This is a genomic window from Nostoc sp. C052 (assembly GCF_013393905.1).
Lineage (GTDB): Bacteria > Cyanobacteriota > Cyanobacteriia > Cyanobacteriales > Nostocaceae > Nostoc.
The window spans coordinates 3,702,843-3,721,268 of sequence record NZ_CP040272.1 but is presented as its reverse complement, the minus strand read 5'-3'; the positions used below and the strand labels follow the sequence as shown (position 1 = coordinate 3,721,268).

The following is an 18,426-nucleotide window of genomic DNA, read 5'->3' as shown; positions in this document are numbered from 1 at the left end:
ATCAAATCCACGGACATGATGCACATCGCCATACTGTGGACTAAATGGAACAGGTCAGCAACGAACAATACCAGACCTGATCTTGGAGTAGGACAGTTCCAACCTTTAATTCACCTTTAAATCAAAGATAGGAGTTCAAAAAATGCAAAAGCGCAAACTTGGAAACAGCAATCTGGAAGTCTCGGCTATTGGGCTGGGCTGTATGGGCATGAGCTTTTCTTATGGCCCACCTAAAGACATAAAGGAGATGACCGCCCTTCTGGGGGCTGCCGTCGATCGCGGAATAACATTCTTTGACACCGCCGAAGTCTACGGCCCGTTCACCAACGAAGAGCTTGTAGGCCAAGCCCTCGCTCCCTTCCGTGGGCAAGTGGTCATTGCCACCAAATTCGGATTCGACCTGAGTCCTAATTCCGATCCTCGTGGGATGAAGGGTGCGCCAGGATTGGATAGTCGGCCGGAGCGCATCAAGCAGGCCGTGGAGGGTTCGCTCAAGCGGCTCAAGGTCGAGACAATAGACCTGCTCTATCAGCACCGAGTTGACCCGAACGTGCCGATCGAAGACGTAGCAGGAGCGGTGAAGGAACTAATTGAGGAAGGTAAGGTGAAGCACTTTGGACTCTCGGAAGCAGGAGTGCAAACGATCCGTCGCGCCCACGCGGTTCAACCCGTGACGGCACTCCAGAGCGAATACTCGCTGTGGACGAGGACTCCTGAGAAGGAAGTCATACCAACTCTTGAGGAACTCGGAATCGGCTTTGTCCCGTATAGCCCTCTGGGTAAGGGTTTTCTCACTGGCAAGATCGACGAAAACGCGACCTTTGACAGTTCCGATTTTCGCAGCACCCTGCCTCGCTTCACGCCGGAGGCTCTCAAGGTGAATCAAGCGCTGATTAATCTGCTCGGCAGCATTGCCGAACAGAAGCAGGCGACACCGGCTCAGATTGCGATCGCCTGGCTGCTGGCCCAGAAGCCGTGGATTGTGCCGATCCCAGGCACCACGAAGCTGCATCGCTTAGATGAAAACATCGGTGCAGTCTCAGTCGAACTCACGCCCGACGATCTGCGTGACATTGATGACGCCGCCTCCAAGATCGCGGTGCAAGGAGCTAGATACCCCGAAAAGCTAGAGCAAATGACCGGTCGTTGAGCGGTAAAAAATGTCTTCTCTAGTTCAATACAGTTCAGATCAGCCTAAAATACTTGTAGAGACAGCGATTTATCGCGTCTCGAAAACCCAAAATTGTTCCCAGTAGGCCTTAACTGAACTGTATTGTTCTATATTTGCATTCCGTCGCTCACTAATTGGAGTTTAGGCAAAAAGTAGCCAGAAAAAACTATCAACTTAAACTGAAACTCCTTTAAAACCTCGTTTCCAGCCAGAATCGGGAAATGCTGCCTGCTGAGTATGGTAAATCAGGTACAAAGTTTCCTAAAAAAGTCATATACCAAAAGATTTTCAACCCAGTTAAGAGTTCCCTGTTCCCTGCCGTATATCATGTCCGACTTACTTCTACCTTTTTCAAATAGCTCTTTGCCCCAGATGTCGCCCATCAAACCCTTGCTTAATCCAACTCAGACATTCATATTCGGATTTGAATAACTTTGGAGCTGCAATATTATTCAATAACTCTGGTGGGTAATGGTCATAAAAATATTTGTCTTCTTCTTGAAAGATAATAATCAAATTGTTTCGGTAAATGTAGCGAGACTTAAAACTATCTCCCCGATGAACAAACTCCGAATTTTGATCGATATGCTCTTTAGCAATATCAATGATATTACTAATGCCGCTTCCATAAAGACCTGCTGGGTTTTCTACTTTATGAAATTTGCTCCTGTGAGCAATTTCAGATATTAATTTGTAGGAATAAATCTCGTAATTATCTGCTTTGCTAAAAACAAATGGAATGATGAGATATCCTTTATATGAGACTGAATTTTCATAAAGAAGACGACTCATCTCAACCTCCTTTGGTAAAACTGCTTTTAAAAAATTCGCTTTAACAACATCAATTATGTACTAAATATACTCACCATAAACTGAGTTGATTGGGGGGATTCTCAAGGTTATTCCAAGGTAGGGGTGGAACTGATGTACCGCTTTGTTCCAATAGCTGTTGGAAGTGACGGGCTATGTTGGGCGATCGCGCTTCTATTGGACAATGTACAAAGAAATAAATTCGCACTCCCATCTCTAACCACTGCTGAATCTGTCTTACCCACTCTTCCATAAATGGCTGATTCACCGATAAATTCGGATGAGAAATAAACCGAATTAGAGTAAAAGGTGCTGTCACACTCAATTGCAACGGTAATTTAGGTTTACGTCGTTCTGATTGCAATTGTGGGTCATCATCTCCAGTATAAATGGGGCGCGAATCTAATAATACTCGTCCTACACTTAACTTTTCTAAAAGTGTGGTCAAATTACTAGCATGGGGTTCCCGGAACCAGTCGGGATGCCGAACTTCCAAAGCTAGGGGTGCTTCTGTATGCGGCCAAGCTTCTAGAAAGCTGGTCAAATCGTTAAGTAATACAGGCGCATAACTGGGTGGTAACTGAGCAAAGATTGGGCCAAGATGCTTACCTAAAGGGCGCATCCCCTCTAGAAATTTTAAAGCAGCCGGAATATAAGGTTGTAACAAACCTTGATGGGTAATATCTCGTGGTAATTTTAGACAAAATTGAAAACCTGCTGGTGTTTCGGCAGCCCAACGGGTTACAGTTTCTTGGTTAGGCACGGCATAAAAAGTGGTGTTACCTTCTACAGTGGTGAAGCGACGACTGTAGAGATGGAGAAAATCGGCAGTGCGAGTGCCTTGGGGATAGAGTTCTCCCACCCAACCTTTATATGCCCAAACAGCACAACCGATAAAAAAGTTCACAGTGCCTAAAAGCCTTGATGTATCATATTCAATTTTACAGGTAGGTTGTAGGCATGGATGAGGCTAGTACCAGAAGGCGGAAGTCGAAAGGTTGATATATCAAGGTTTGTGTCTGTTTGAAATGTTATGTTTATTTACGCCGTGCTGTACTAGGTTAGCTTTTCAACTTCAAAATGCTTGAGTAATTCATACACTCTATGTCATAGCGCCGCCTCAGCTATTGATACATTGAACCATCGGGCATAATTGCTCCTGCTAAGTTAGTGCCAACTAGTTTAACTAGAAGACGCTCACCAGAGCGAATCCGCGCTCCCGTCAAATCGGCTCCTCGCAAGTCGGCTCCACTGAGATCCGCTCCAATCAAATTAGCAGCGCGTAAATTCGCCTCCCTGAGATCCGCTAAAAGTAGGTTTGCCCGAAATAAATTTGCTTCAGATAAATTCGCACCTCTGAGGTTGACTTTGTGCATAAAAGTATCACTGAGATTAGCACCACTCAAATTGGCATAACTCAGATTTCTGCCAGATAAGTCTTTATTGCTCAAATTTGCCCGACTATAGTCTTTGCCACTCAAGTCTGAGTTTTGCTTTGCTGGTTGCTGGGTTTTTTGAGATGGTTTTTCCTGTTGAGGTGGCGGTGAATTATGTGTGGTTTGAGATTTGGTTTTGAGAGAGCGCAATTTTTCACGAGCTTCATTTATGGCTTTCAGCTTGTCTTGTGCTTTCTGCTGTAAACGGAGATTTTCTTTAGGAATGCGATCGGGATGCCAAACAAAGACTAAATCTTTGTAAGCCTGGTTCACTTCGTCAAGTGTTGCCCCAGGCTCTAATTCCAAAACTCTATAGTACCGCTCCAGATCGCTCATACGATATTTTGGTGGATAATCAACTTAATTATGAGTGATGGAGCCTTCTATCCGCTGCATCTTTTGTTATTGTTTATGGGCATTGGGCATTGAGGGCTGGGAAAGAGGAGGCAGAAGTTCTTTAATTTTGAATTTTGAATTTTGAATTGATTTCTCATCTCCCCATCTCCCCATTCCTCCATCGTGCGATCGCTCTCAAATATGCTGTAACTGGAATCTGATAGACTTCAATAAAAATCCAAACAATAATTGATAGATGTGATAAGAAAGTTAATATCGTCCAAATATATGGCATCCAGGTTATGGGTTCCTTGAGGTTAGCAGGAAAATAGTAAGCGACTATACCAATGAGAGTCGTGGGCAGAATTACAAAAACTGCTGCTGCTAGTCCATAACCCCAACCTAATTCCACACCTTCTAACTGGCCTTCTGTCCAACTTAACCCATTCCAACGCCAAGTTAACGGTGGTTGCCTAGAAGGCATCTTGATTTGCTGTAATTCTAAGTTGACTGTAAAAATCTCTTGACAAAAGTCACAAGCCATAGCTTCCATCAATGGCATGTGAGAAACCTTACCTATCCGACAGACTGGGCAGGGGTAAGCTCCATAATAGTCGAAAGATTGGGCTAAGATTTTGGAACTAGGCATAATGAGACTGATGATCCTAAAAATTTGATCTGGTCAATGAGGACTTTGGTAAGAATAATGTATGGTGATTGTCAATTGTCTGCAATCAGCTTTCGCAAGATGAGGTAATTAGTCAGGAGAATTATATATTTTAACTTTTCAACCCTGGCTATTTGAGCTTCTAATAAACGGAAGCCACTGTGTAGATTCCTCGCTGATTTACTTGGTTTGGCTGTATTCTATTCATTAGAGAATGTCTCTATATTGTTTTTCACCAGATGTCTGTCTAATGACAAGCCATTTTATTCGTCTACGCAAACAGGCAACTAATATTTCACTACACAATTAGAACAGAGCGCGATTTGGAATTTTGCAAAGCTTTACTAGTCTTGATCCCCACAGTTGTACTGAGTCTATCGCTTTTTTATAGTTTGTGGAGTCTTGACGCCGCATACTCTTTTTGATAATATTACAATACATAGGTATAGCTTTTAGATTTTCTAGCAAAAGCCCCACAAATGGTTAATACAAATTCCTACTTTTATTTTTGGCTTAGGGTGGTTCACCGGGAGTGAATTAAGTTTCCTAATGGAAACCACCCGGTGAACCGCAGAGCGAACTCTGCGGTTTTTGTTTTTTTAAGGAGAATTTCATTGTCATGACTTATTTCACTAGCTGGTTTTATGGCTTTTACTTTTGGCCCAAACTACGTTCCGGGTAAATAGCGTCATGCCAATGAATCAGAACGCGCCCGGAACTCTTCAAGGTTCCGGGCTTTTTTGTTGTTATCGAAGTGTCCCCAGTCCCCAATATCCAATCCCTAACTTTTCAGGAGAATGAAACCATGATTAATGCTAAACTTGCCGCACAATCTCATCCTAATCACCAAACAATCGTTAAAATCTCAGAAAAAATCGCCTTTGGCGGTGAAGAACTCGTAATTATCGGCGGGCCTTGCACTGTTGAAAGCTTAGAGCAAATGGAGATCGTTGCCCAAAAATTATCTACTGCATCAGTGCAGGGGTTGCGTGGCGGTGTCTACAAACCCCGCACATCTCCTTACGCTTTCCAGGGTATGGGTGAAGAAGGATTAGAGATTTTGGCTAGGGTGCGATCGCATTACAATATGCCGGTTGTCACTGAGGTGATGTCAATTTCTCAAATTGAAGTAGTCGCTGCCCACGCTGATATGCTTCAGGTTGGTAGCCGCAATATGCAAAACTTCGACTTGCTCAAAGCTTTAGGACAAGCTGGTAAACCAATACTCCTCAAACGTGGTTTAGCAGCAACTATTGAAGAATTCGTCATGGCTGCTGAATATATTCTCAGCCACGGGAATCCTGATGTCGTGTTGTGCGAAAGAGGTATCCGCAGTTTCGACGATTACACCCGCAATGTCCTTGATTTAGGGGCAGTAGCAGCACTCAAGCAAATCACTCATCTGCCTGTAATTGTAGATCCTTCCCATGCTGTCGGTAAACGAGAGTTGGTAGCACCTGTAGCTAGGGCTGCGATCGCTTGCGGTGCTGATGGATTAATTATTGAATGTCACCCAGAACCCGAAAAATCTGTTTCTGATGCTCGTCAAGCACTTTCTCTAGAAGATATGGTGCATTTAGTTAATAGCTTAAAGCCTGTGGCAACAGCCGTAGGACGCAGTATATCAGATAATGCCGGGGCAGGTTTGAAACCTGCCCCGATTTTTTGTGCTGCTTAAATCTCTGTTAGGGGGCGATCGCTTATATGTCTGAGTCAAAAAACTTCTTTTGGCTTAAAGACAAACAGCGATCGCTTTCGTAAAATAATACAAATACACAACAACCTAGTACAAAAGTCACAATAACTTAGTACAAAAGTCACAAGGGTTTAACAACAATTTCCCTCCAAAAGGAGTAGGCGAAAAAAATAATTATTAGTACACTAATGTTTAGCTTAACTAACATTATAATTTCCTAACTAAATTTAATCGCAAACCATCATTTTGCGGAAATGCGATTTCTAATTACAAGCTAGTAGTGTGTGCTTCCCCTTTCCCCAGATTGTTGATATGCGCTGTTTAGATCCTTTTCAGACGATAAAGCTTACTCAAACTATTCCTCGTTTTCAGAAGGTTATTCAAAGGGGGCGATTCTCGCTACTTGTATTAAGTTTAGCCTACTTGTGTAGTGCTTGTAATGCTTCCGAAGCCCAATCAAGCGGTAAAGAAGCAGGAAAAAAACGAGCTGTGCCAGTGGTGGTTGCCACTGCGACTCAAAAAACGATTCCAATACAGCTATCGGCTACGGGAACAGTTGAATCATATTCAACGGTATCTGTCAAGTCTCAAGTCGGTGGACAACTGACTGGTGTCTATTTTCGGCAAGGGCAGAACGTTAAGAAAGGAGACTTGTTATTTAAAATTGATTCCCGTCCTCTACAAGCCGCGCTGATGCAGGCTAACGCTGCTAAAGCCAAAGATTTAGCGCAGGTGAAACAAGCACAGGCAAACGTGTTAAAAGCGATCGCCCAAGTGAACCAGGCAAAAGCGAACGTTGTGAAAGATAAAGCCCAGGCAACAAATGCAGATGCACAAGCTCAACGTTATACTAGCTTGCTCAAGCAAGGGGCAATTAGTAAAGAACAGGCTGAACAATATCAAACCAGTGCTGATGCTCAACAGGCGACAGTTGAGGCGGATCGAGGTGGAGTCGCAAATGCTCAGGCAGCAGTAGCAGCAGCTCAAGCAGATGTCCAAAATGCTCAGGCAGCAGTAGCATCAGATGAAGCTGCCATTGATAATGCCAAAGTTCAGCTTTCCTACAGTTCTATCTACTCACCAATTGCCGGACGCACAGGCAGCCTAAAGCTAAATCAAGGGAACTTGGTACAGGCAAATGCCACTGATCCGCTAATTACAATCAGTCAAATTCGCCCGATTTACGTCAACTTTTCCATTCCCCAGCGACTACTGCCAGATATCAAAAAATACAGTGCTAATAACGGCAAGCTAGAAGTCGATGCTTTACCTCCGAAAGATGCAGGGCATCCGGTACGAGGCGAACTCACCTTTGTTGATAGTGGAGTCAATACCCAAACAGGAACTATTCAACTAAAGGGTACTTTTGCCAACACTGATGAGCGCTTGTTTCCAGGGCAGTTTGTCAATGTAGTACTCAAACTGAGCGAAGAACCAAATGCGATTACTGTTCCTTCTCAGGCGGTACAAAGTGGACAACAGGGACAGTTTGTGTATGTAGTCAAACCTGACAAAACAGCAGAAATGCGTCCAATTACCGTCGGTGACACCGTTGGAAACGAAACGGTGATTAAACAAGGATTGAAATCGGGTGAAGAAGTAGTCATTGATGGACAATTCAACTTAGTGGCTGGTGCCACAGTCCAAGTGAAACCGAAAGTAGGAAGCAGAGGTGCTGAGGGGCAGGGGAGTAGGGGAGCAGGGGAAGCAGGGGGAGAAAGGTAAACGCCTCGCTACCGCTAACAGCACTCTTTACTCCTTACTCAGCAGGGACTAAACGCCCCGCTATCACTAACAGCACTCATTTAAGGGAACGCGATGAACATTTCCGAGCCATTCATCCGGCGTCCAATTATGACAACCCTAGTTATGATTGGCATTTTAATATTTGGGCTGCTCAGTTATCAACAGCTACCCGTTAGTGACCTGCCTAATGTCGATTATCCGACACTTCAAGTTACAGCTAACCTGCCTGGAGCTAGTCCAGAAACGATGGCTGCCTCAGTCGCAACCCCCTTAGAGCAGCAGTTTTCTAGCATAGCGGGATTGAGTTCGATGAACTCTACCAGTTCTTTGGGTACTACACAACTGACGCTGCAATTTGACTTAAATCGGGATATCGACGGCGCAGCTCAAGATGTACAGTCTGCTATTTCTAAGGGAGCGAAACAATTACCGACGAATATGCCTAATCCTCCGTCTTACCGAAAAGTAAATCCGGCGGATCAACCAGTGCTTTATATCTCCCTCAATTCGTCTATTCTGCCTCTGTCAACTGTAGACAAGTATGCTGAGACATTGTTGGCACAACGTCTATCAATGGTGGATGGAGTAGCGCAAGTGCAGGTGTTTGGTTCTCAAAAGTACGCGGTGCGAATTCAGCTTGACCCCGAATCGCTGAGTGCTAAAGGGATAGGAATCGATGAAGTAGCTGATGCGATCGCTGATGGCAATGTTAATCTCCCTACAGGCACACTTTACGGTCAGCAGCAGAATGCTACCATTCAAGCAAACGGTCAACTCAACGATGCTGCCAGCTATCGCTCCCTGAATGTGGCTTATCAAAACGGCGCACCAGTGCAGCTAGGTGAACTAGGTCAAGTTCTGGATAGTGTGGAAAATGATAAGATTGCGAGTTGGTATTTTCCTGTCAAGAAGGAAAGTAAGGGAGCAGGGGAGCAGAGGAGCAGGGGAGCAGAGAAGAAGTCCCAATCTAAAATTCAAAATTCTGGCGTGCGGGCGATCGTTTTGGCAATTCAGCGCCAACCGGGAACTAATACTGTTCAAGTAGTGGATGCAATCAAGAAACTGTTACCCACTTTTCGGACACAGATTCCGGCGGCTGTGAACATGGATATTCTCTACGATCGCTCCCAGTCAATTCGCGAGTCGGTAGATGATGTACAATTCACGCTATTGCTCACCATCGCTTTGGTAGTGCTGGTAATTTTTTTGTTTCTCCGCAATATCTCTGCAACAGTTATTCCCAGTTTGGCAGTACCACTTTCGATAGTAGCGACTTTTGGGGTCATGGTGCTACTGGGCTTCTCTCTCGATAACCTATCGCTGATGGCGTTAACTCTTTCAGTCGGTTTCGTGGTAGATGATGCCGTAGTCATGCTAGAGAATATTGTCCGCCACATGGAAATGGGCGAAAGCCGTATGGAAGCAGCCCTAAATGGTTCTAAAGAAATTGGTTTCACAATTTTATCTATGACCATTTCCTTAGTAGCAGTATTTATCCCGATACTGTTTATGGAAGGTATTCTGGGGCGATTATTCCGTGAGTTTGCCGTTACCATCAGCGTTGCCATCTTGGTATCTGGCGTAATTTCCCTCAGCTTAACGCCAATGCTGTGTTCCAGATTCTTGAGTCCACCTCATCATGAGGAAGATGAGGAAGATGAGGAAGATGAGGAAGCAGGGGAAGTAGGGGAAGATGAGGGAGAAATTCTCAATTCCAAATCCAAAATCCAAAATTCAAAATCCAAAATTCAAAACTTTAACCGTCGTCTCTACAATTTTTCGGAAAACATTTTTAATGCGATATTGGGCGGATACGATTGGAGTTTGAAGAAATCACTCAAGTATCACCGCACAACGATGGTGATTTCGGGAGCGATTCTTGTAGCCACAATATATCTATTTATTATTGTGCCTAAAGGGTTTGTTCCTAACGCAGATGTTGGACAAATTACGGCAACTACTCAAGCATCAGAGGATATATCCTTTGATGAGATGGTAAAACATCAACAGGCTGTAGCTGCGATCGCTTATCGTGATCCAAATGTCGATTCTATCAACTCCAGTGTGGGGGCTGGTGGCCCCAATGCTTCCGCTAACTCTGGAAGAATTTTAATCGAACTCAAGCCCCGGCATGAGCGTCGTCTCAGTGCTGATGAGGTTGTGCAGGAACTCCGACCGAAGTTGTCAGTTGTGCCGGGAATTAAGGTATTTTTGCAAAATCCCCCAGCCATCAATGTCGGTGGACAACAGACAAAAGCGCAGTATCAATTTACCCTGCAAACTCCCAATATTCAAGAACTTTACCAGTATGCTCCAGCTTTAGAAGAGAAATTGCGATCGCTCTCAGATTTACAAGATGTTAACAGTGATTTGCAAATTAAAAATCCCCAGGTCAAAGTAGACATCAATCGCAACCAAGCTTCGGCTCTAGGTTTAACCGCCAATCAAATCGAAACTGCTCTGAGTAATGCTTATGGCACTCGCCAAGTTTCCACCATCTACGCCCCCGATAGTCAGTATCAAGTAATTATGGGTGTGGAACCCAAATATCAGCAAAATGCCAACGCCTTAGATTTACTCTCAGTTCGTGCGCCTAGTGGACAACTTGTACCTCTCAACGCTGTCGCCACTTTGAGCAAGGATGTTGGCCCCTTAACCATCAACCACAAAGGGCAGCTAGCATCTGTCACCTTCTCCTTTAACCTCAAGCCAGGAGTGTCACTCGGTAACGTCACAGGGAAAATTGAGGAACTCGCCCGTCAAACCCTGCCACCTACTATTAGTACAGCCTTCCAAGGTTCAGCACAGGCATTTCAATCTTCAATTCAGGGCTTAGGATTGCTACTGCTGATTGCCATCTTGGTGATTTATATCGTGTTGGGGATTCTCTACGAGAACTTCATTCACCCGCTGACAATCCTTTCTAGTTTACCCTCTGCTGGATTTGGGGCAATACTGACCCTGTTAGTATTTCATGTTGACTTGAATATTTACGCCTTCGTGGGGATTATTCTGCTGGTTGGTATTGTGAAGAAAAACGGCATCATGATGGTTGACTTTGCAATTATTGCCCGTCAAAACGGCAAAACCCCTTATGATGCAATCTATGAAGCCTGCTTGGTGAGGTTCCGCCCAATTATGATGACGACAATGGCAGCACTCATGGGTACGCTACCCATTGCCCTCGGTTTGGGAGCCGGAGCAGATACACGCCGTCCCCTTGGTTTAGCTGTAGTTGGGGGGTTATTGTTCTCGCAGTTTCTCACACTTTATTTAACACCCGTTTTCTACACCTATATGGAGTCTTGGCAAACAAAGCTCAAAAAACGCAATTGGCGCAAACAGGCTGCGTAATTTGTAAATGCAGCTTACAGCAGTTTTCATGTATTTGAACCAGATGGTCTATTTACCTCGTTCCCAGTCTCCGACTGGGAATGCCGTCCTAGAGGCGGAGCCTCTCTTGTTGGAGCCAAAACAATCTGCTCTAAGGTGCTAACCTTGCCTTACCTAGACGCTGCTTTTCATACCATTGTGCGATCGCAGGTGTCCAATCTTCAAAATGAGGCCACATCATTTCACATAACTTTTGAATTTCAAGTTGAGCATCTTTTTTATTTCTCAGGTCACAAAAATGCAAGAAAGACCTTAAATTGAAACTCACTACAAAATGCTGACGATAATCAAAAGGCACTTTACCTCTTGCGTGTTCTTCAGACATCCCAGCCTCAAAATCAGCTTTATATCGTTTAGCCGCTTCTAGACACCATTGCAAATCTGCTGCTCGTTGCTCTGGTGAATAGTGGTACTTTTTGCCTTGTCTATCAGTGTAATAACCAACGGGACGTAAGTAAAAAACATCTTCTATGTCTTTCTTACCTTCTACTACATCAATAAATTGGTTGCCCGTGTATCTAAAAGATTGTACGTCAAATGATACCGAAACCCGATGAGTACGGGCTTGCTGCATCACACTGTGGGGAAAGTAGCCACAGTTAAAAACAATCTGGGGATGTTCTAAAGGCCCATAATGTCCCCTCTCACCCGCCAAAAGTCGCTTAACAATCACTTCGCCACTTTGTGACTCAGAAGGCCATGAGTCGCGCTCGTCAAACACAAACCCATCAGTATAGTCTTGGTGCATCGCGGCATAAATCACCTGCTGCGGGTTTGGTGTTTTGGCAATAACCTCTACTCGAAATCGATGCATTAGCTGTTAGGGAATGAATTTGTGACTGAAAGTGCTGATAAATAAGGAGTAGAGCCTGTTGTTTAGACATGGCTGTGAACTCAATTCATTATCATATCTCTTCTCTGGCTTGGACTTCTAATTGATCAAATTAAAATACTTTACAAATATTAATGACTTTGTTACACTTGTTTACATAAAGAGAAGACGGGAAAAAAACCATGCGTACAAACACTGCTATAATTGATGACCAAGGCAAATTAAACAACTTTGCACTAGAGCCAAGAGTTTATATAGATGAGCAAGGCGATCGCACTGGGTTCACCAGCTATGCAGAATTGCTCAATGGTCGTTTAGCAATGATTGGTTTTGTCTCTCTAATAGCATTAGAAGTATTCACAGGACACGGTATCGTTGGTGTCTTGGCAAATCTGTAAAAATTAATTTATTTAAACTCCTAGCAAAATTAAGAGACGGTAGATTTACCGTCTCTTAATTTATGGAAAACTTAGTGCTAGAGTAAAAAGATACTGATAGCAAAAGCCGTTAGTTATCAGCATTAAGTTATCAGGTAAATTATGGTTTTAACTGCTTCAACTATGTTGCCGCTAGGCACTAAAGCACCAGATTTTCATCTACCGGAAGTGGTATCTGGAAAGGCAACTTCACTTTCCACCTTTGCAAATAAAAAAGCACTCTTGGTAATGTTTATTTGTCGGCATTGCCCGTTTGTAAAACACGTCCAAAACGAACTAGTTCAGTTAGGAAAAGATTATTTTACAGGTGATTTAGCGATCGTTGCCATTAGTGCTAACGATGCAAAAAATTATCCAGATGATGCGCCAGAGTCGTTACAAGCATTTGCCACGGAATTAGGATTTAATTTTACCTTATGCTACGACGAGAGCCAGGAAACTGCAAAAGCTTACACAGCAGCTTGCACGCCAGATTTTTTTGTATTTGATGACCAACGACAACTTGTTTATCGGGGACAACTAGATGATAGTCGCCCCAGTAATGGTAAACCCGTAACAGGGGCAGATTTACGCGCAGCAATTGAAGCAGTGCTAGCGGGTAAACCTGTTACGAGTGAGCAAAAGCCGAGTGTTGGTTGCAATATTAAATGGAAACCTGGAAACCAACCCAGTTATTTTGGTTAAAAAGGATTGGGTTTGGGGCATTGGGCATTGGCCAGGTATCAATAGTTATTCCTACCCTACCTTCCTCCTCATACCTATCAATGTTTAATTTCCAAATTCAGTATGTAGCATCCTAATTGGACTTTTTCTGCCCACAATTCATATTCCAAACGCAAATGCTCCGGCAAGGGATGTCCGTTGAGAGTTAGGCTACTAGTAAAATTTCGTAAACGAATAGGATCGTTAGGTTGTAATGATTCAGTTGGCAACCAGTAGCGACTAATGCCATAAACGCCCTGTTCCCAAAAATGACGGTAACTCACTTGGCCGTTACCTTGCATAGTCATAATTACCCGATAAGGAGAAATCTCCAGCCACAAAATTCTGGGACTGTTAGGGGTATAAGCTTTGCTCTTACTTTGGGGTAGTGTGTCTTCTGGACTCAGAACACTCTCTACTTCGCAGCTAATTAGAGGTGGTGCGGTCAGCAGTAAATGGAATCTATTAGTATCTTTTTGATACAATGTCGCGGCGGTTTCGACAACAGACCAAATTGGTAGGTCAGTGGAAATAAGTGATAAGCACACGGGCTTGCGGTGATGGGTCAGCATGGGAGCGATAAGGGCTAAAAGCTATTGAACAAAATGAAATGAACACACTAGGCAGTCTAATAGGTCAGGGTAAGAAACTAAATAGTAAAGCAGGCTTAATATTAATGAATCCGCTGATTTGTTAATAAGCTACACAAAGCCGCATAGAAACAGGTAGAATATCAGCTTACACAGCAAAAACGGTATTTTTTCTAGAAAGAGCTAATTCGTAAGTAAAGCTTGTAAATATTCTAAAGCTATAGCCTCACAGCGGGAGTCGTTCCGGTGTATTCAAAAGCCAGTGTATCCTAATGTCGGCTTTTGTTATAACCGTAGAAACTCACGAAGACCTCTCTCATAAGTTAATTATTTAGCGGCCCTCTTTTGACTGTCTCTAGTACCATTTCACTTTAATAATGATACAAATACGCTGGTAAGGGCATGGCATTGCCCATAGGTGTCAACTTAACGCGAAACCGCTTGTCCGCCGAGAATTTCAATTCCCGTCTCATAGATAAAGTCATCTGAAGATGACTAAATATCGCCAAAAATCTCCAGTCTACTTCAGTAGACTTAAGCTAAAAGCCAAAAAAATTTATTTTTGAAGTAATAAGTAACAAGTAATGAGTAATGGGTATTACTTATTACTCATTACTCATTACTCATTTATTTATTTCCGGGCGGGTATGGAAGCCAACAGATAAGCTATTTCCAGCTTAAGTTGATACCAGTGGGCATTGCCATGCCCCTACGATAAATCTATATGTATCAGGATTTTCGTGAATTGCTGTAAGGAGTTGCATCTAGGCACTTGGTGTAAATCTATCTTTGACTGTGCTTTGATGTTGGGCGCTTTAGCTAAAGGTTAAACCACATAACTCTGCGACAATACTATGATGATTTTCCACATCTCATCTGAAGCTATTAATCAAACCAATTAGCTCTTTATCAGTCAAAGCTTATAAAAAAATAAACCCAGCAGGAGCCGTATAACAAGACAGCCTGCCAGGAAGGTATAGTATATTCCGGCCATGTTTGATCAGGTTAGCGCTTATTTGTAAAAAATAATTGCGTATCCCTAGATACAATAACTAAATACTTTGGTAAACACAGTTAAGAAAAGTTACTAAATAGGTTAATTTCCAATTAAAATTAACAATTTCTCGAATCAGGTAGCAGGGAAGAAGCAAGGGAGAAGAGTTTTCCCCTGTGCCCGCCGCACCCTGCCCCTCTGCCTCTTTTCAATGCCCAATGCCCCATAATATAAGAAAGCGCTTCACACTTCTTAAATAATCAGCTTTATTAGAACAATGGCGAGAGACTTGCGGGGATTCATTAAAATTTTGGAAGAGAAGGGACAATTACAGCGGATTTCAGCTTTAGTTGACCCAGATTTAGAAATTGCTGAAATTTCCAACCGGATGCTGCAAAAAGGTGGCCCGGGGTTGTTGTTTGAAAACGTCAAAGGTGCTTCCTTCCCGGTGGCGGTGAATTTGATGGGAACGGTGGAAAGGATTTGCTGGGCGATGAATATGCAGCATCCAGAGGAGTTGGAAACTCTGGGAAAAAAATTAAGTATGCTGCAACAGCCAAAACCGCCGAAGAAGATTTCCCAGGCTATAGATTTTGGAAAAGTGCTGTTTGACGTGGTGAAAGCAAAACCAGGACGTGATTTTTTCCCGGCTTGTCAACAAGTTGTGCTTCAAGGTAATGATTTAGATTTAAACAAGTTACCTTTAATACGTCCTTATATTGGTGATGCTGGCAAGATTATCACGCTGGGATTAGTAATTACCAAGGATTGTGAGACTGGTACTCCAAATGTAGGTGTGTATCGCTTGCAACTACAATCTCAGAATACGATGACAGTTCACTGGTTATCAGTGCGGGGTGGAGCAAGGCATTTGCGAAAAGCGGCCGAACGTGGGAAGAAATTAGAAGTTGCGATCGCACTTGGGGTAGATCCTCTAATTATTATGGCAGCTGCCACACCCATTCCTGTAGATTTATCAGAATGGCTGTTTGCTGGACTTTATGGTGGTTCTGGTGTGCAGTTGGCTAAGTGTAAAACTGTAGATTTAGAAGTTCCCGCAGATGCCGAATTTGTCTTGGAAGGAACGATTACACCCGGAGAAGTTTTACCAGATGGGCCCTTTGGCGACCACATGGGTTATTACGGCGGCGTGGAAGATTCGCCATTAATCCGCTTTGAGTGTATGACGCACCGGAAAAATCCGATTTACTTAACAACATTTAGCGGCCGTCCACCGAAAGAAGAAGCGATGATGGCGATCGCACTCAATCGCATTTATACTCCCATACTGCGCCAACAAGTCTCAGAAATTGTCGATTTCTTCTTACCAATGGAAGCTTTGAGTTACAAAGCGGCGATTATTTCCATTGATAAAGCGTATCCCGGACAAGCACGAAGGGCAGCCTTAGCATTTTGGAGTGCTTTGCCACAATTTACATACACAAAATTTGTAATTGTTGTAGATAAAGATATAAATATTCGCGATCCGCGTCAAGTTGTCTGGGCAATTAGTTCCAAGGTTGACCCAGTGCGAGATGTCTTTATTTTACCGAATACACCTTTTGATACGTTGGATTTTGCCAGTGAGAAAATTGGCTTAGGTGGACGTATGGGAATTGATGCAACTACAAAAATTCCACCAGAAACAGACCATGAATGGGGTTCGCCTTTGGAATCTGACCCTGATGTGGCGGCGATGGTAGAGAGACGATGGGCGGAGTATGGTTTGGCAGAGTTGCAGTTAGGAGAAGTAGACCCAAATTTGTTTGGCTACGATATGAGGTAATGTGCTAGGGGAACTCCAAGAAATAAAAGGGAAAAGGTTAAAGGTTAAAGGGGAAAGGGGTGAACAGGTTGCGCCACTTGCGGGCGTTAGCGGAGCGGGACGCAGTACGGTTTTTCCCTTTCCCCCTTCCCCTTTCCCCCTTCCCCTTCTTGATAAATTATCCAATATTGTGGGGTGGGCAACATGAGCGCCCAGTCTATAATATGGCGGGCGAGACGCCCACTCCACAAGAATTAATGGAATATTTTTTATTTGGAAGTCCCTAAGGACGCCGATTCATCGCGTCTTGAAGATTTATAATTTTCATCAAAAAACCTTAACCGAACGGTATTGAATACGGTTCAGTTAAACATTTATTTCTTCTCTCGGTGTCCTCTGCGCCTCTGTGGTAGCCTAAATCTATTTTTTCTCTACAACAATGACTAACTCAGCACCAAGTCGTTTGGGTGAACTCGCCAACTTATTTTTTAAACTGGGCGTTATCGGCTTTGGCGGCCCGGTTGCCCATATTGCGATGATTGAAGATGAAGTGGTTAAGCGCCGTCAGTGGTTGACAAAGGAGCATTTTCTAGATTTGCTGGGTGCAACTAACCTAATTCCTGGCCCAAATTCCACAGAGATGGCTATTCATATAGGATACATCTATGCAGGATGGTTGGGGCTGATTGTGTCAGGCGTTTGTTTTGTCTTACCTGCGGTTCTAATTACTGGCGGGTTTGCTTGGATTTATGTTGCCTACGGCACTCTACCTCAAGTCGCTCCCTTACTTTATGGCATTAAACCAGCAGTTTTAGCAATCATCATTAATGCCCTCTGGGGCTTGGCAAAAAAGGCTGTGAAAACTCGCCAATTACTAGTAATTGCTTTGGCTGTAGCATTACTGACATTATTATTGAAATTAAATGAAGTAGTTGCCCTACTAATTGGGGGATTGCTGGGTATGATTTGGTTACATTCTGGCGATCAAAACGACAAGCCAGGAGATAAAGCCAATTTTTTAATTGCTAGTCTCAGCACAGGTGCAACTTTGAAGGCATCAGCGGCTATTGCTGCATTAGTCGCTACTGCATCTACTGCAACCAACGTTTCTTTATGGCAGTTGGGTTGGTTTTTTCTGAAAGTTGGTAGTGTCTTGTTTGGTGGTGGCTACCTTTTGGTGGCTTTTCTCCAAGGGGGATTAGTTCAAGAATATGGTTGGCTGACACAACAGCAGTTACTAGATGCGATCGCAATTGGTCAATTTACTCCTGGCCCAGTACTTTCCACTGCTACCTTTATCGGTTATGTCATTGCCGGCATACCTGGCGCTATTGTCGCCACAATCGGGATTTTTCTACCTTCTTTTGTTTTCGTTGCTGCCCTGAATCCCCTAATCCCACGCCTACGGGCCTCTTCTTGGACTAGAGCTTTTTTGGATGCTGTGAATGTTAGTGCTGTAGCGCTAATGGTTGTTACTACTCTTCAACTGGGGGCAGTAACTTTAACGTTACCACAAGCCCCATTTGTAGATTTTCTCGCCCTGGCGATCGCCATCGTCTCAGCCATTTTAGCCATTCGCTTTCGCATCAATGCTGCATGGCTTGTCTTTGGTAGCGCTTTCATTGGATGGGGTGCTTCACTTTTAGGCTACATTCGATGAAATTGCAAGTATTGTAGAGCAGCTATTAGCTTGACTTTAAACACTTATTCGTTTAAGTGTATTTTTTGACTCGAATTTATAGAGATTTTTCTGATTTTACTGGCTGAAACAAGTCAAAAAACAGATAAATTAAATCTTGCTTTCAAACTATTTTCATGTGATAATCACCATTAACTCCGGTAAGTTTATAG

Annotated in this window: 14 protein-coding genes; 8 read left to right on the top strand and 6 right to left on the bottom strand. The window is 43.5% G+C overall.

Annotated elements, in window-relative coordinates:
• The first annotated feature begins 142 nt into the window (after positions 1 to 142).
• A complete protein-coding gene (locus tag FD723_RS15185; protein ID WP_179066056.1) occupies positions 143 to 1,150 on the top strand; it encodes an aldo/keto reductase in 1,008 nt (335 codons plus the stop codon).
• Positions 1,151 to 1,522: 372 nt separating this feature from the next.
• Here FD723_RS15185 and FD723_RS15180 read toward each other — a convergent pair whose 3' ends face one another.
• From FD723_RS15180 to FD723_RS15165, 4 genes are all read right to left on the bottom strand, one after another.
• The gene (locus tag FD723_RS15180; protein WP_179066055.1) at positions 1,523 to 1,963 is read right to left on the bottom strand and encodes a hypothetical protein; all 441 of its coding nucleotides are present in this window, start codon (positions 1,961 to 1,963) and stop codon (positions 1,523 to 1,525) included.
• A 70-nt stretch (positions 1,964 to 2,033) separates the two neighbouring features.
• Positions 2,034 to 2,888, bottom strand: a complete 855-nt coding sequence (locus FD723_RS15175; RefSeq protein WP_179066054.1) for a DUF72 domain-containing protein — start codon at positions 2,886 to 2,888, stop codon at positions 2,034 to 2,036.
• 217 nt (positions 2,889 to 3,105) lie between these two features.
• Positions 3,106 to 3,753: a pentapeptide repeat-containing protein gene (locus tag FD723_RS15170; RefSeq protein ID WP_179066053.1), complete on the bottom strand. Its 648-nt coding sequence runs from the start codon at positions 3,751 to 3,753 to the stop codon at positions 3,106 to 3,108.
• 154 nt (positions 3,754 to 3,907) lie between these two features.
• Positions 3,908 to 4,402, bottom strand: a complete 495-nt coding sequence (locus FD723_RS15165) for a hypothetical protein (RefSeq protein ID WP_179066052.1) — start codon at positions 4,400 to 4,402, stop codon at positions 3,908 to 3,910.
• Between the two features lie 823 nt (positions 4,403 to 5,225).
• Here FD723_RS15165 and aroF point away from each other — a divergent pair.
• The 3 genes from aroF (at position 5,226) to FD723_RS15150 (ending at position 11,216) form a co-directional block, all read left to right on the top strand.
• Positions 5,226 to 6,098 (top strand): 3-deoxy-7-phosphoheptulonate synthase, encoded by an 873-nt coding sequence (gene aroF, locus FD723_RS15160; protein ID WP_179066051.1) that lies wholly within the window; start codon positions 5,226 to 5,228, stop codon positions 6,096 to 6,098.
• Between the two features lie 330 nt (positions 6,099 to 6,428).
• Positions 6,429 to 7,841, top strand: a complete 1,413-nt coding sequence (locus FD723_RS15155) for an efflux RND transporter periplasmic adaptor subunit (protein WP_179066050.1) — start codon at positions 6,429 to 6,431, stop codon at positions 7,839 to 7,841.
• A 93-nt stretch (positions 7,842 to 7,934) separates the two neighbouring features.
• Positions 7,935 to 11,216, top strand: a complete 3,282-nt coding sequence (locus FD723_RS15150; protein ID WP_179066049.1) for an efflux RND transporter permease subunit — start codon at positions 7,935 to 7,937, stop codon at positions 11,214 to 11,216.
• Positions 11,217 to 11,346: 130 nt separating this feature from the next.
• On the opposite strand, the gene thyX is transcribed toward FD723_RS15150, so the two are convergent.
• Entirely contained in the window at positions 11,347 to 12,069 is a 723-nt protein-coding gene (gene thyX / locus FD723_RS15145) for an FAD-dependent thymidylate synthase (protein WP_179066048.1), read from the bottom strand.
• Between the two features lie 200 nt (positions 12,070 to 12,269).
• Here thyX and FD723_RS15140 point away from each other — a divergent pair, with 200 nt between their 5' ends.
• Both FD723_RS15140 and FD723_RS15135 read left to right on the top strand, forming a co-directional pair.
• A complete protein-coding gene (locus tag FD723_RS15140) occupies positions 12,270 to 12,485 on the top strand; it encodes a chlorophyll a/b-binding protein (RefSeq protein ID WP_179066047.1) in 216 nt (71 codons plus the stop codon).
• Between the two features lie 141 nt (positions 12,486 to 12,626).
• Positions 12,627 to 13,208 (top strand): thioredoxin family protein, encoded by a 582-nt coding sequence (locus FD723_RS15135; protein WP_179066046.1) that lies wholly within the window; start codon positions 12,627 to 12,629, stop codon positions 13,206 to 13,208.
• Positions 13,209 to 13,285: 77 nt separating this feature from the next.
• Here the strand turns inward: FD723_RS15135 and FD723_RS15130 are convergent, their stop codons facing one another.
• Positions 13,286 to 13,798, bottom strand: coding sequence for a hypothetical protein (locus FD723_RS15130; protein ID WP_179066045.1), 513 nt, complete (start codon positions 13,796 to 13,798; stop codon positions 13,286 to 13,288).
• A 1,289-nt stretch (positions 13,799 to 15,087) separates the two neighbouring features.
• Between FD723_RS15130 and FD723_RS15125 the strand changes: the two genes are divergently transcribed.
• Together FD723_RS15125 and chrA are read left to right on the top strand one after the other, a co-directional pair.
• Positions 15,088 to 16,596: a UbiD family decarboxylase gene (locus FD723_RS15125; RefSeq protein WP_179066044.1), complete on the top strand. Its 1,509-nt coding sequence runs from the start codon at positions 15,088 to 15,090 to the stop codon at positions 16,594 to 16,596.
• Between the two features lie 418 nt (positions 16,597 to 17,014).
• Positions 17,015 to 18,235 carry a chromate efflux transporter gene (gene chrA / locus FD723_RS15120; protein ID WP_179066043.1) on the top strand — a complete coding sequence of 407 codons (1,221 nt, stop codon included), beginning with the start codon at positions 17,015 to 17,017 and terminating at the stop codon, positions 18,233 to 18,235.
• Positions 18,236 to 18,426: the final 191 nt, after the last annotated feature.

What these genes read in the sequence shown, in the direction of transcription:
- FD723_RS15130 (WP_179066045.1), bottom strand. Translation starts at nt 13,798, where the DNA reads ATGCTGACCCATCACCGCAAGCCCGTGTGCTTATCACTTATTTCCACT.
- chrA (WP_179066043.1), top strand. Translation starts at nt 17,015, where the DNA reads ATGACTAACTCAGCACCAAGTCGTTTGGGTGAACTCGCCAACTTATTT.
- FD723_RS15140 (WP_179066047.1), top strand. Translation starts at nt 12,270, where the DNA reads ATGCGTACAAACACTGCTATAATTGATGACCAAGGCAAATTAAACAAC.
- FD723_RS15170 (WP_179066053.1), bottom strand. Translation starts at nt 3,753, where the DNA reads ATGAGCGATCTGGAGCGGTACTATAGAGTTTTGGAATTAGAGCCTGGG.
- FD723_RS15125 (WP_179066044.1), top strand. Translation starts at nt 15,088, where the DNA reads ATGGCGAGAGACTTGCGGGGATTCATTAAAATTTTGGAAGAGAAGGGA.
- FD723_RS15155 (WP_179066050.1), top strand. Translation starts at nt 6,429, where the DNA reads ATGCGCTGTTTAGATCCTTTTCAGACGATAAAGCTTACTCAAACTATT.
- FD723_RS15185 (WP_179066056.1), top strand. Translation starts at nt 143, where the DNA reads ATGCAAAAGCGCAAACTTGGAAACAGCAATCTGGAAGTCTCGGCTATT.
- FD723_RS15180 (WP_179066055.1), bottom strand. Translation starts at nt 1,963, where the DNA reads ATGAGTCGTCTTCTTTATGAAAATTCAGTCTCATATAAAGGATATCTC.
- FD723_RS15165 (WP_179066052.1), bottom strand. Translation starts at nt 4,402, where the DNA reads ATGCCTAGTTCCAAAATCTTAGCCCAATCTTTCGACTATTATGGAGCT.
- FD723_RS15150 (WP_179066049.1), top strand. Translation starts at nt 7,935, where the DNA reads ATGAACATTTCCGAGCCATTCATCCGGCGTCCAATTATGACAACCCTA.
- thyX (WP_179066048.1), bottom strand. Translation starts at nt 12,069, where the DNA reads ATGCATCGATTTCGAGTAGAGGTTATTGCCAAAACACCAAACCCGCAG.
- FD723_RS15135 (WP_179066046.1), top strand. Translation starts at nt 12,627, where the DNA reads ATGGTTTTAACTGCTTCAACTATGTTGCCGCTAGGCACTAAAGCACCA.
- aroF (WP_179066051.1), top strand. Translation starts at nt 5,226, where the DNA reads ATGATTAATGCTAAACTTGCCGCACAATCTCATCCTAATCACCAAACA.